This window comes from Exiguobacterium sp. LL15, assembly GCF_024436095.1.
Classification (GTDB): Bacteria; Bacillota; Bacilli; order Exiguobacteriales; family Exiguobacteriaceae; genus Exiguobacterium_A; species Exiguobacterium_A indicum.
Genome location: NZ_JANFNX010000001.1, coordinates 1,225,628 through 1,239,363, shown reverse-complemented (window position 1 = coordinate 1,239,363; position 13,736 = coordinate 1,225,628). Strand labels below are relative to the sequence as shown.

The 13,736-nt window shown below is 46.2% G+C and carries 12 protein-coding genes; 9 read left to right on the top strand and 3 right to left on the bottom strand.

All coding sequences use genetic code 11. From position 1 onward, the window contains the following. Window positions 1-19 precede the first annotated feature (19 nt). From NOM72_RS06210 to NOM72_RS06180, 7 genes are all read left to right on the top strand, one after another. Complete coding sequence (locus tag NOM72_RS06210) at window positions 20-2,656, top strand: ABC transporter permease (protein WP_255998238.1); 2,637 nt, start codon at window positions 20-22, stop codon at window positions 2,654-2,656. Window positions 2,657-2,708: 52 nt separating this feature from the next. Next, window positions 2,709-3,125 (top strand): NUDIX hydrolase, encoded by a 417-nt coding sequence (locus NOM72_RS06205; RefSeq protein WP_055968256.1) that lies wholly within the window; start codon window positions 2,709-2,711, stop codon window positions 3,123-3,125. A 14-nt stretch (window positions 3,126-3,139) separates the two neighbouring features. Next, on the top strand, window positions 3,140-5,767 hold the full coding sequence (locus tag NOM72_RS06200) for an ABC transporter permease (protein WP_255998236.1): 2,628 nt from the start codon (window positions 3,140-3,142) through the stop codon (window positions 5,765-5,767). A 17-nt stretch (window positions 5,768-5,784) separates the two neighbouring features. Continuing rightward, window positions 5,785-6,312: an HAD-IIIA family hydrolase gene (locus NOM72_RS06195; protein ID WP_255998234.1), complete on the top strand. Its 528-nt coding sequence runs from the start codon at window positions 5,785-5,787 to the stop codon at window positions 6,310-6,312. A 505-nt stretch (window positions 6,313-6,817) separates the two neighbouring features. Next, window positions 6,818-7,456, top strand: a complete 639-nt coding sequence (locus NOM72_RS06190; RefSeq protein ID WP_255998232.1) for a hypothetical protein — start codon at window positions 6,818-6,820, stop codon at window positions 7,454-7,456. Window positions 7,457-7,461: 5 nt separating this feature from the next. Next, on the top strand, window positions 7,462-8,718 hold the full coding sequence (locus NOM72_RS06185; protein WP_255998230.1) for a hypothetical protein: 1,257 nt from the start codon (window positions 7,462-7,464) through the stop codon (window positions 8,716-8,718). Window positions 8,719-8,748: 30 nt separating this feature from the next. Further along, a complete protein-coding gene (locus NOM72_RS06180) occupies window positions 8,749-10,002 on the top strand; it encodes a hypothetical protein (protein WP_255998228.1) in 1,254 nt (417 codons plus the stop codon). A 1-nt stretch (window position 10,003) separates the two neighbouring features. Here NOM72_RS06180 and NOM72_RS06175 read toward each other — a convergent pair whose 3' ends face one another. Next, window positions 10,004-10,534, bottom strand: a complete 531-nt coding sequence (locus NOM72_RS06175) for a hypothetical protein (protein WP_255998226.1) — start codon at window positions 10,532-10,534, stop codon at window positions 10,004-10,006. Further along, window positions 10,531-11,118 carry a TetR/AcrR family transcriptional regulator gene (locus tag NOM72_RS06170; protein WP_023468411.1) on the bottom strand — a complete coding sequence of 196 codons (588 nt, stop codon included), beginning with the start codon at window positions 11,116-11,118 and terminating at the stop codon, window positions 10,531-10,533. Before NOM72_RS06170 ends, NOM72_RS06175 begins: the two co-directional genes overlap by 4 nt. 154 nt (window positions 11,119-11,272) lie before the next feature. On the opposite strand from NOM72_RS06170, the gene NOM72_RS06165 reads away from it, so the two are divergent. Together NOM72_RS06165 and NOM72_RS06160 are read left to right on the top strand one after the other, a co-directional pair. After that, the gene (locus NOM72_RS06165; protein ID WP_255998224.1) at window positions 11,273-11,989 is read left to right on the top strand and encodes an ABC transporter ATP-binding protein; all 717 of its coding nucleotides are present in this window, start codon (window positions 11,273-11,275) and stop codon (window positions 11,987-11,989) included. Continuing rightward, window positions 11,989-13,017 (top strand): ABC transporter permease, encoded by a 1,029-nt coding sequence (locus tag NOM72_RS06160; RefSeq protein WP_023468413.1) that lies wholly within the window; start codon window positions 11,989-11,991, stop codon window positions 13,015-13,017. Before NOM72_RS06165 ends, NOM72_RS06160 begins: the two co-directional genes overlap by 1 nt. On the opposite strand, the gene NOM72_RS06155 is transcribed toward NOM72_RS06160, so the two are convergent. Further along, complete coding sequence (locus tag NOM72_RS06155; protein WP_255998222.1) at window positions 13,018-13,692, bottom strand: hypothetical protein; 675 nt, start codon at window positions 13,690-13,692, stop codon at window positions 13,018-13,020. Between the last annotated feature and the right edge of the window lie 44 nt (window positions 13,693-13,736).

Sequence of the window (13,736 nt, the reverse complement as noted above, 5' to 3'; positions counted from 1 at the left end):
CAAGCAAAGGAGACTACATATGCTTCGTTTCGTCATCAATCAATGGCGCCGGCAGCGCGGGAAATTCATCCTGACGCTCGTCGGTGCGCTCATCATCAGCGCTGGACTCAGTCTGATGTTCAACTTGACCGATTCGAGTCAGGGAACGGTCGAACAAACATTACAAAAGAAATGGTCGTCTGCGTATGACATCGTCGTACGACCGAAAGGCAGTCAGCTTGCAAGTGAGTCGAATGATTTACTGGAACCGAACTATTTGAATGGAATCGACGGAGGAATTTCCTTCAAACAATACGAAACCATCAAGAAAATGAAGGACATTGAAATTGCAGCTCCGGTTGCTGTTATGGGATATGTAAACTCTGTTACTTCATTTAAAAATGTATTGAAGTTTCCAAGCGAACCCGGTATGTATCGTCTAACAGAAACGAATTTTATCGAAAATGGTTTTTCGAGAGAACGTCAATCGCATAGCGTCATCCATATCTCTCAAGGTACGAAAGTAAATGTTCCGAAAAATGCTTCTTTTTTCAATGAACCCATTGAAACGTTTAAAAATGCAATTGCAAGAAACCCAGTATTGATTGTTGGAATCGACCCTGTCGAGGAAGCTCGACTTGTCGGATTAGATAAAAGTGTTCGCTTAAATAAAAAGTCTCGATATTTCAACAGCACAGATCAACATCAATCCGGTAATTATTCTGACGAACACATTATACCCGTCTTAATCAATCCGAACTCCTTTAACAAAGGAAGCTATGAATACACAATCGAAAAATTAGATGCTCCCTTTAAAACAGAGCAGGATCAACAGAAGTTGATTGATGGTCTAGTAAAAAAACAACCGAAACGTTCAGTTCTTCATTCAGCGTTAACTACGTATCCTACAAAAAAAATACAGCATCTTGAAATTCCAGCATCTACAGTGGAAGAAAACTATCTTCAAACACTTATAGAAAAGACAAATTCTACGTATGTTGATATGACAAGCGCTGAAGGAGCCCAACTACTTTATAAATCTGGACAACTCTCGTTTAAGCCAGCCAATAGTCCATATCCAAGTCGCTGGAAGACTGCCTATGAAGTATCGGCTTCGCCAACTAAGATCAAAAATTGGACATTCGGAAAACAATTTTTACCTACAAAAGGTTTCCGTTCCCTTGAATCCGTCGGACGTAAGGTCAAAAATCCAAAACCAGGAGAGTTGGATACGGTCTTCCCATACCTTGCATTCAAGGTCGTCGGCTTATATGATCCGAATAACATCAAGGTCTCAAAGGACCCACTAAACGAGTTACCGATGGAAACTTATCGTCCCTCGTCTGCAGATCTTGTTTTAGATGCAAAGGGCAAACCCGTCAACCCTGCAAAATCAATTGATACATCTGGTAATCCTGTTGGTCTTTTGACAAGTTCACCAAATATCTTAACGACGATCGATAGTGCACGGGCAATCAATGGCGAACAAGCTATTTCTTCGATTCGTCTGAAAGTCAAAGGTGCAACGACCGTCAGTGAAGAGTCAGAACAACTGCTTCAAGATGTGAAACAACAAATTGAACAAGAAACTGGATTGATCGCCACCATTACAAAAGGTTCCTCTCCTCAACCCGTCGTCACAAAAGTCGTCGATGACGGCAAAACGCTCGGTTGGATTGAACAACCATGGATTCACATCGGTGCCGCGATGACGATCTTCCGCGAGACGAGCGTCGGGTTCTCCGGTGTCATCTTCGCAATGCTCGCCGTCGCGATCGTCTATGTCCTCGCGACGAGTTATGTTTCGATGCTCGCCCGCCGGAAAGAATTTGCCGTTTTACTCGCACTCGGCTGGCGGACGAAGGATCTCTACAAAATCGTCTTGATCGAGGCGGCGATCCTCGCCGGATTCGTCTCAACGATTGCATTGATCGTCGAAAGCATCTTCTCATATGTCCGTAATGAAGCGATGAACGGCTGGAGTCTTCTTTGGATCGCGCTGTTCAGCCTCTTCATCTACCTGGCTGGTGCAATCTGGTCAGCGTGGACGATTCGCCGCATCTCACCGTACGAAGCGATCAAGACCGGTGAATACGCGAAAGCGGCTCGTGTCGGACTGAAACTTCGTTCGACGGTGACACTCGCACTAAAGGAACTGATCGGGAAATGGAAGCGTAATAGCCTGTCCGTCCTCTCGATTGCTTTACCGACAGCTCTCTTAACCTTCTTCCTGTTCGTGACATTCCATTTACAGGGTGTCCTCTATACATCGTGGCTCGGACAATTCGTCGCTCTGCAAGTCGGTCCAATGCATTACGTGACGATGGGTGTCGCGATCACGATCGCCATTTTGACGACGGGAGAGATCATGTGGCAAAACGTCACCGATCGCCGCGCCTCACTCGCTGTCTTAAAAGCACTCGGCTGGACGAACGGCGCGATCCGTCAGTTGATTGTCCTTGAAGGCTTCCTGGTCGGTCTGATTTCCGGAGTCATTGGACTGATTGTTGCTTATACGACAATTTATGTCTTGTATGACCTCGTTCCATGGAATGAACCGTTGTTGATTGGCGTATCGCTCGCCTTACCGATTCTGTTCGGTGTCATCGCGGCGTTCATCCCAGCACAACTGGCCGCTCGTGTTCAACCGTATCAAGAACTGAAAGATGCATCTTAATATTTGGCGGAGGGGCAACAGACGTTGTCCCTCTCTTCACAGGAGGAAGTCTATGTTACCGACATCGATTTATTCGTTATCAGCAGGAGCGGTCGTCTTGAATGACCAAAACGAGATTCTTTTGATCCAAGGACCGGATCGCGGCTGGGAGTTTCCGGGTGGCATCGTCGAGCCTGGGGAAAGTGCAGCTGACGGTATCATTCGCGAAGTCAAAGAAGAGTCTGGAATTGAGATTGAAATCGTGAAATTTTGCGGCATCTATCAAAACCTCGAGGCGAATGTCTGTGCGACCTGTTGGCTTGCAAAAGCGATTGGTGGTCAACCGCAGACGAGCAGTGAAAGTTTAGCAGTCGGTTTTTTCCCGCTCGAAGAAGTGTTACGACGCGTAACGTGGTCGAACTTCAGCGAACGAATCTTACATATCTTAGATGAACAGTCTCATCCATTTTTCGTGGCCTTTACCCCATAAAAGGAGGAATGACGATGTTCCGTTTTGTCTTAAATCAATGGCGCCGGCAGCGTGGGAAATTCATCCTGACGCTTGTCGGCGCGCTGATCATCAGTGCCGGGCTCAGTTTGATGTTCAACTTGACCGATTCCAGTCAAGGAACGGTCGAACAGACGTTACAAAAGAAATGGTCGTCTGCGTATGATATCGTCGTGCGACCGAAAGGCAGTCAGATGTCGACCGAGTCGAGTAAGTTACTCGAACCGAATTATCTGAATGGGATTAACGGAGGGATTTCATTCAAACAGTATCAACAAATCAAACAAATGAATGCGATTGATATCGCAGCCCCGGTTGCTGTCATGGGGTACGCCAATATCGGCATCTCGATTCCAAATCAAATTCACTTTCCAGACAAGCCTGGTATTTATCGACTGAGTAATTCACATTATGGTGCTGGTGGATTTTCGAAAGAACTCATCGCACAGGATGGTGCCTACTTTTCAACTATGGAAGAGCCGCTCGTTCCTCCGAATACGCGATTGATCCATCTTCAAGATCCGAAAGGTTTTTCATCCATACAACCCTTTACCTATAGTCTTATCGTCGGAATCGATCCGGAGGCGGAAGCGCAACTCGTCGGTTTGGATAAGAGCATCCTGAATCAAAAGAAGTTTCGTTACTTCAACCAGGAGGATGTCCCCTCAGCCAGCAAGAAGAGTTCCAATGAATTCAATATCCCGGTATTGATTAATCCAAAATCCTTCAATACGGGATATAGTCAATTTAAGTTAGAACAAGTTAACGTCGATCTGAAAACGAAACAAGCACGCGACACATTATATCAACGACTAGCTCAATCGAACGCTCCTCAACCTCTCGATCAAGAAAAACGAAAGATCATCCAAGACATTAAAGTCGATGCCTCTAAAGTCGAGAGCGCTTTTTTTGATTCCCTACTCGGTCAAAAAACTAAGGTACTTCCGCATTCGGAAGCAAATACTAACGCTCAACTCGTCGCCCAGACAGGCTCATTGACTTATCAAACGGTGAAGAGTCCGTTCCCTACACGATGGGAGAATGCTTATGAAGTACACACAGCACCTACTGCATTCAAAAATGCTATATTACCATCCTCTTATCTTCCGAAGCGTGGCTTCCGGACGGTAGATTCTTATGAAATAAAAATGAAAAAATCGGATGGATCTACTTTTAAGTCAATGAATCCTTATCTGACGTTTAATGTCGTCGGTTTGTATGATCCGAACAAGATCAATGTCTCCAAAGATCCATTGAACGAATTACCGATGGAGACCTATCGACCATCGGCTGCGAGTATCGTACTTGACTCAAAAAATGAACCAGTCAATCCTGCCCAACCGATCAACACGACCGGGAATCCAATTGGTCTGTTGACGAACTCTCCAAACGTTCTTACGACAGTCGATAGTGTCCAAAAGGTGATGGGCGATCAATCGATTTCATCGATCCGGTTAAAAGTAAAGGGTGCTTCTTCTGTCGGTGAACAATCAGATAAAACCTTACAACGTATCAAGTCGGAAATCGAACGAGAGACTGGTCTTATCGCTACGATCACCAAAGGTTCCTCTCCTCAACCCGTCGTCACGAAGGTTGTCGATGACGGGAAGACGCTCGGTTGGATCGAACAACCATGGATCCACATCGGTGCTGCGATCACGATCTTCCGTGAGACGAGCGTCGGGTTCTCCGGTGTCATCTTTGCGATGCTTGCGGTCGCGATCGTCTATGTACTCGCGACGAGTTATGTCTCGATGCTCGCCCGCCGGAAAGAATTTGCCGTTTTACTCGCACTCGGCTGGCGGACGAAGGACCTCTACAAAATCGTCTTGATCGAGGCGGCGATCCTCGCCGGATTCGTCTCAACAGTCGCCTTAATCGTCGAAGGGATCTTCTCGCTCGTTCGGAGCGAAGCGATGAACGGCTGGAGTCTTCTTTGGATCGCGCTGTTCAGCCTCTTCATCTACCTGGCTGGTGCAATCTGGTCAGCGTGGACGATTCGCCGGATCTCACCGTATGAAGCGATCAAGACCGGTGAATACGCGAAAGCCGCTCGCATCGGACTGAAGCTTCGTTCGACGGTGACACTCACACTGAAGGAATTGATTGGGAAATGGAAACGAAACAGTTTGTCGGTCCTCTCGATTGCTCTACCGACGGCACTGCTGACGTTCTTCTTATTCGTGACGTTCCATTTACAGGGTGTTCTTTACACATCGTGGCTCGGTCAATTCGTTGCCTTGCAAGTCGGTCCGATGCATTACGTGACGATGGGTGTTGCAATCACGATTGCCATTTTGACGACGGGAGAGATCATGTGGCAAAACGTCACCGATCGCCGTGCCTCACTCGCTGTCCTAAAAGCACTCGGTTGGACGAACGGAGCGATCCGTCAATTGATCGTCCTTGAAGGCTTCCTGGTCGGTTTAATTTCCGGAATCATTGGACTGATCGTTGCTTATTCGACGATTTATGTTTTGTACGATCTCGTACCGTGGAATGAACCGTTATTGATAGCCGTATCGCTTGCCCTACCGATTCTGTTCGGTGTCATCGCAGCTTTCATCCCAGCACAACTGGCCGCACGTGTGCAACCGTATCAAGAACTAAAAGATGCTTCGTAATCAAAGGAGTTGTACACATGAATTCTATTCAAGCAATATTTCTTGACCGAGACGGAACGATTGGTGGAGATGCCACCGTCCACTACCCTGGAACGTTTGCGTTATTTCCATACGTTTCTTCGTTAATCGAACGCTTACGTAATCAAGGGATTTTACTGATTGCGTTTACGAATCAACCTGGTATCTCAAAAGGATTGGCGCGTGAAGAGGATTTTCGAACAGAATTACAGAGCTTCGGCTTTGATGATACGTTGATTTGTCCGCATGCAGCGGAAGATTGCTGCACTTGTCGCAAACCATCACCACATTTATTACGGCAAGCACAAGCAAAACACGATCTCCGACTCGATCAATGTGTCGTCATCGGGGACCGCTGGAGTGATATGGTGGCAGCTGCGCACGTCGGGTGTATCAAAATCTTAGTCCGAACTGGTGCCGGAGAGAGCTCCATTCGTGATTACGCTGACCGGGTGGAACAAGCAAACGTCGACTATATTGCCGACGACTTGACAGACGCGATCGCTTGGCTCGATACGCAAAACTGAACAAACAAAAAGGCGCGCTTCCGCAATGGAAGTCGCGCCTTTGTTATTTCTTCGAACGTTTTGGTTGAGAAGATGCGTAGACACTAACCGATAACACAAATAAGATTGCAAACCATGTCCAAAATGACATGTTATCGCCTCCTTTAAATAATGCGTAGGTACTTTAACTATCTTCTTTTTATTACCAATAAATCCCTGCAATCATTTATTAGCAATTTTTCGTAATAGATAAAGCGCGTAGATGATCTATGGAACAGCCATCGCTATGAAGATGATATGGACACTTCCGAATAACACGTTCATAGCTAGATTAAAATCTGACAATTTTGTTTCCTCCTATATTTCAATAGTTCTCTGTATTTATTCTACTATAATAATGCATTCACTATATTTTGAACTCTTACAATTATGTAATAATTTTCAATTACCCTTCCTTATGAAGGGATTCACGGTACACTGAACGTACGAAACAGAGGTGAACATGTTGCAATTAACATTTGAGTAAATGCCTTATCATTACGATGATGATCTTCAATTGATTCTAAATGATTTTTCAGACCCTGATAATCTGCGCTTCGTCATCGAACAAGACTACATGTCAGCTTTTAGCATCTTTACGAATCCAGACGATGAATCCTCCTCGTTTGAAAGTTCATTTCTTGAGCAGTGGTTTCATCGATTACAAGCTTTCCCACTATTCGTCTGTGTAGAGGTGAATCGTTATGACGAAGAAGAGTTTGAAGCGTTATGTCGCTTTTGTTCGATTACATATAATGATTTAACACCACTTGCGGACAAACGTTTCATCGTCGTTGAGCTGCTGCATGTTACCGATTTTCAACACCTGTATTCTTACTTACATTCCCACGTGAGTTGGAATGATCTTGTCATCTGGTCGACCAAACCAAATGTCTTCCGGATTGAATACCGAACGCACTACTACTCCGGGAGACCAGAAAAAACGGTCATCGTCTCCATGCAGGAAAACATGTCTATCTTTGCGTTCAGCTACGATGCAAATGTCGTGAATGTTGTTTCAAATCAACCGTTTTTCGAGACAGCCGATCGCTTATTCCAAACCTTACCTGACTTCGTCATTCCAACCTTAGTTGACGACACGGAGGACATACAAAAAAAGGAGTGAACAGCTTGCATGCCCTAACAAAACAGCTATCTGAATACATGCTCGAGAAATATCAGTTAACCAATTATATACTCCATGAATCGTACTACGATCGACACAAACTGAACGACCAAACCGTTTACTCTTTTGAAACGTTTTGGATTCCCTCTGGTAAATCGATCATCGAGGAAGAGGATGGCATGATGCTTCCTAAAGGAACCGTGCAGATTACAATTGACCCTGTCACGAAACGAACGACGACGTTATCCTTACACGGTCCGACCTATCTCCATTCCGTGCCTGACGATTTACTTGATCCAACCACTCGGATCGCTTGGCTCGAATCAGAGACCGACATGATCCATGGTACGCATTTTATGGTAGAAGAAGAAAACGAAACTTTTTTTAGTTATGTGAGTTGTCATGAAGGGATTCGGCTGTCTCCCGGTTGTTTCATTCATCTGACGTTAACGGACAACGGTCAACTCGATGAGTTGTTCCTATACGGTCCTCATCCGCTTGATCATCATGTGAAACAGGAACCTTTCGCCTTAACGCTCGAGGACATCAAATCGCTAACTAAACAACAACTAAAATGGTTCTCCTATACAAAACCAGGACATCAATACGCGCATACCGTCGTCGAGACGTTCGTGACGCAAGAAGGGTCTATCCTTGTGCCTAGTAAACTGGATTTCACGTCGTCACTCGATCGAAATGACATCTTAACGTGGACAAATCCGTCCTCTTCAATTCTCAAACGCCATCCTTTCCAATCAGCAGCAAGTGTGACAGCAGAGGATGTGATCATGCAGACCGAACATCCTGATTTTCGTCCGATCCAGCAAGAGACGGTGAACGCCTGTCGAATTGCGATTCAAGAAATCGTCCAAAACGTCTACCCTAGTGAATCAAGACAATGGGCGATTCGTCACATTTACCGGCAACATCCCTACCTTGCTGTCACATTGTCACGCGCGCATCCGACGTCCTATGTTGATCAGCAACGGCGCGTCACGATTCTCCTTGACGAAAAGACGCTTCACTGGATTAGCTTGACCGACGATCAGGAACTCCATACCGTGTTCGATTCCGTTAGCGCACCGGAGCTCGAGGATGAGCAGCAAGACATCATCTTCAACGCATTACGTCCGTACCTTTTACTCACGCCGCGTTATGTGTTTGCCGCTTCAAAAGGTCAATACGTTCTTTGTGGCTTGCTTGATTCAAATCATGCTTACTTACCGGCAACAAATGAAGTCGTTTTATTGCGCAATCTATAAAGTGAAGATAGATACGAAGGAGTGAACGAGTTGCATCCATTAACGAAAGATTTAATCTCCCATATTCAAGATAAATATCAACTGAACGATTATGTCTTACATGAATCCTTCTATCACCGCGAAAAATTTCATGGTGAAACGCAGTATTCGTTTGAGACATGTTGGTTCCCCATCAATCACGGTCCATGGTCTGAAGACGAGAGTTATCCAGACGGTACGATTGAGATCCAAGTCGATACAGTTACACGACGAACGACATCAATCAACAAACATGGTGATGTCACAATTTATTCTCTTCCAGAGGACTTGCGTGATTCAGACACACAGACTTCCTGGCTAGAGCAAGAGTTAGGAATGACGTTCGACCAGGAGTTCATGTTACTGAAGCACCAAGATTCGCTGTATCAGTATGTCAGCTGCCAAAACGGAATTCGCTTCTTCCCTGGTTTTTTCATTTCGCTTGAATTGACGGACGACGGAGCGCTTGATTTTTTCAGTGTGTATGGAACCCCCGCCCTGAGCAACAAGTATCCGACTGAATCGTTTTCACTGGCACCTGTTCAAATCACACCGATCATTACAGAACAGATACGGTTCTTTTCAGCTCCTGGTGATCAACAACGAATACAGGCGCATACAATCGAGGAAATCTTTGTTTCTCAAAACGACTCGCTCACGTATCCCTTTAGTGATCCAGACACTTCGTCCGTTGCCATGAACGAGATCGTGACATGGGACAAACCATCTACGTTCTCCTACACGCGCAAATTGATTAAGCGGAGAGACGCCGTCACGGCACGCGATGCCGAAGCTCAAACGCCACACCCGGATTACCGACCGTTGACCGATGGGACATTGATGACTTGTAAGTCAATTGCTGTAGACCTCATCGCTGCGGAGTATCCTGAGGAGTCAGGAGCGTGGACGATTCAGGAAATCTATCGGGATTTTCCATTCATTAACGTGAAAGTACGCCGGACTCGTGACGACCCAAATCTCGCTCATAAACGTCGTTTGACGATTCTCCTGATTGAAGAAACTTATGAAGTCAGCCTAATCGTTGATAACGAGTCGATTATCGCGCTCTACCATGACTCGTCACAACCGTTGCCTAATAGCGTGCCCAAAGAAGCCATACGTGACGCACTCATGCCTTATCTGACATTAAAGCCATATTATGTCTTCGACCAGGCGCTCGATCAGTACGTCCTCTGCGGACTACTCGACTCCGTTCATGCTTACTTACCGGCAACGAACGAAGTCGTTTTATTGCGCGACTTATGAGTTAGTTCAGCCATTGATCTATCCGATTCCTTATTGCTTTTGGAAGAACGAGTCGTCTCAGCTGTTCCAGTCGCTCATGGTCCACTTCCTGTTTCGTGAGATACTGTTCAATCATCGCGACCTTTTGTTCCCGCCCCGGAATCAGTTGATAGATGACGTACCAATCGACGAGTGCCATGAACGGAAGTTTCGCTGAATCGATCGATTGTTCATCAAACGGATAGACGAACACACCCTCGTCATGGTGTACCTGCAGTCCGCTCATCAAATCGAGATCGATTCCTTCGATCATGAATTCTTGGAACACTTCCGTTGCGTAAAGTGACGTCTCGTCTTGTTCAAGGACAATTCCCATCTCAAATAACAATAAGACTGCCCGTTCGGCGTCCGCTAATGCGACGACGAGATCGATGTCGCGCGGTACAACTTGTAGTCCATGCTGCGCCAACAATAATGAACCACCGATACCAAACTGAATCCGTTCTCGCTGCAAACAAACGACGACTTTTTCTAAGACTTGCTCAAGACTCATCGCCGGAACCCCGCTGCTCGAAACGGTCCTTCCATCGAAATCGTAAAGATGATTCGAGCAATTTCATCCGGTGATGTCTCGTTTGGGTGGCTCAACCAGGATTCGATGACACCGAGATGAGCGGCTGAGAGATAGGCAATGAGATAATTTTCCGGAACAAGGCGTTCTCCTTGTTCCGGTAGTCCCGAGAACAGAATCTGTTGCATGTAATCACGGACTTGCTTCCGAAACATCCCGTCACTCGTCGGACTGAGTAAGATCCGCATCAGCGTCCGGTGTTCATAAAGAAACGTTAGAAACGGGATGATTCGTCGGTATGGTGAGTCCTCCGTTTTGTTGATCAGGACGAATGGAATCTCGCGTTCGAACGTCGCTTCAATCTTTTCAAAAACCTCATTCGTCATCCGCTCGAGCAGTTCGTATTTATCCGCGTAATGATGGTAGAACGTCCCGCGATTGACTTCCGCCCGTTCCGTCAACAACTTAATTGTAACGGCGTCAAATCCAACTTCGTCGATCAGCTGAAGGAACGTCTCGCGTATCCTCCGGTCGGTCCGGATAACGCGTAAATCCTGTTTTTTCATCGAAATCGCCTCTTTCTTCAACATTTTATCGAGATGTGTCGCTTAAGCGACAGATGAACGTTAACTGGTCATTGCTCCCAGTTTCTCTCCCTTTTATAATGAAATTAATCAACACGTTGTTCAATAATTATTTCATAAAAGGAGGGAGAATACGATGGATCTACGATTACAAGGTGTATCAAAATCATTTCATCAGCAGACCGTCCTTCAACAGATTGATCTTTTGATTCCGTCCGGTGAAATTTGTGGTTTGCTCGGTCCGTCAGGTTCCGGAAAGACGACATTGATTCGTTTAATGATTGGTGCAATCCAAGCAGACGCAGGTTCGATTCAGATTGGCGACACTTCGATACCAAATTTCAAGATGTTATCGCAGATTGGTTTCATGCCACAAAACGATGCCTTATACGAGGATTTATCTGGCCTTGCGAACCTGCAATTTTTCGGTTCCTTATACAATATGTCCCGTCAGGATTTAGCAAAACGAATCGACGAGGTCTTGACACTCGTCGATTTAACGAATGATCGAAAAAAGCTCGTTCGCCATTATTCCGGCGGGATGAAGAAACGATTGTCCCTCGCCATCTCGATCCTGCATCGCCCTAGCGTCCTATTTCTGGATGAGCCGACCGTCGGGATCGATCCCGTGTTACGTCGCCAGATTTGGAATCAATTCCAAGCGATCCGTACGCAAGGCACGACGATCGTCGTTTCGACCCACGTCATGGATGAAATCAACGAATGCGACCGGGCAGCACTGATCTATAACGGTCGGATCATCGCCTACGATCCGCTCGACCGTTTACTTGCGCAGACTGAAAACGGTCAGGTCGAGGAACTGTTTCTGCTCGCTGGAAAGGACGTGACGTGATGTGGCAACTCGCACGACGGGTCATCCGTCAAACGTTGAACGATAAACGAAGCGTCGGACTGATTTTGCTTGCTCCATTACTAATCTTCACCTTGATCTATTTCCTACTTGGAAACGATGATTACACGCCTGTCGTCGCTATCAGTCAAGATGTACCGGCTCCAGTCTCTCAAGCGATCGAAAAACAGGATTTGTCGATCAAAACGTATAATGGCAGCGATGCTGACGCCTATCTCAAGAATCATGAAACGGTCGACGTCGTCTTAGAGATGAGCGACAATCAGCTGTCCTTAAGTCTCCGCGAACCATCGACGAAAAGTTCGAAAGCACTACGAGAAATCCAAACTGGATTGGCATCGCTGCAACCGACGATGCAACTCGAGACGAACTATCTGTACGGAGATGTTGATCAATCGACCTTTGATGCGCTTGGCTTCGTCTTTTTATCGCTGTTCTCATTCTTCTTCGTCTTTATCTTGTCAGCAATGGCTCTCGTCAAGGAACGCAGTGGTGGAACGCTCGAGCGGTTGATGATGACACCGATTCGCCAAACCGACGTCATCTTCGGCTATACGCTCGGTTATAGCGTCTTCGCCTCCATCCAGGCAATTCTTGTCGTCCTGTACGCGACGACCGTTCTCGACTTACCGTCTGAAGGTTCAATCATCTGGGTCTTCCTGACGATGCTTGGACTTGCCGTCGTCGCGGTCTTGTTCGGCGCAACAATTTCGATCTTTGCCCAGTCTGAATTACAAGTCGTCCAATTGATTCCCTTTACGATCATTCCGCAAATCTTCTTCTCGGGTTTGATTCCACTCGACTTAATCCCGTACGGACTCGGTAATATCGGATATATCACCCCGATTTTCTACGGAGCGAGCGCGATCAAGGAAGTACTCGTCTACGGCAACGGGTGGTCGAGCATCTGGCCGTACTGGCTCGGACTATTCCTTTATGGTGCAGCACTGTTCCTCTTAAATATGCTCGCCCTTAACAAGTATCGCGGACACCAAAAAAGACACGGCTGATTACACAAGCCGTGTCTGAGTTTGCTCAAGCTGTTCAAGGAAAACAGTCCGTCGAGAGGAATCGAGTGTCTGCTCCGGAATATCAGCATACCGAACGAGCTGATACATCTCTTGCGGAACCGAGACCTCTAAACGTGTTAACCACTCCGTCAGCGTCTCATGTGTCCGTCGCTGTTGCGCTGGAGCAAGTGACCGATTGAACGCGCGCACTGCTTCACGAATTTTTGAATCAAGAATACTGTCTTCTGATGAGGACTGGACTTCAGGCGTTAGCGTTAGCGATAGAGCGGTTCGTTTTGGTTGATGCCTTAGTGGAAATGACCACTGCATGCGGTTGAATCGTTGTCGACGATACAGATAGAAGATGATCACTAAAGCGACCATCCAAGGAGCTATACGTGCAATTTTATTGACCGCATCTGTCAAGAAACCTCGTCCAAGCTCAATCGGTTTTTTCTTTTTAGGTTCCTTCCGATATCCTTCGTGCCCGCTTTTTGAAGAATCCAGTTGTTTGATGATTTGCTCTTTTTTCGCATAGATGACCTTTTTAGTCGGTAAGATTGTACTCGGAACATGTACCCAGTTTCCTGTCGATTGATCAATCGGTGGATCGATCAATGCTTGATACGATAGTTTTACACCTACGACGCCTAAAAATAGTACTAGGCACGTCATGAAAGTCATTCCAATGATTCGATATCTCATTTCATCCTTCACCT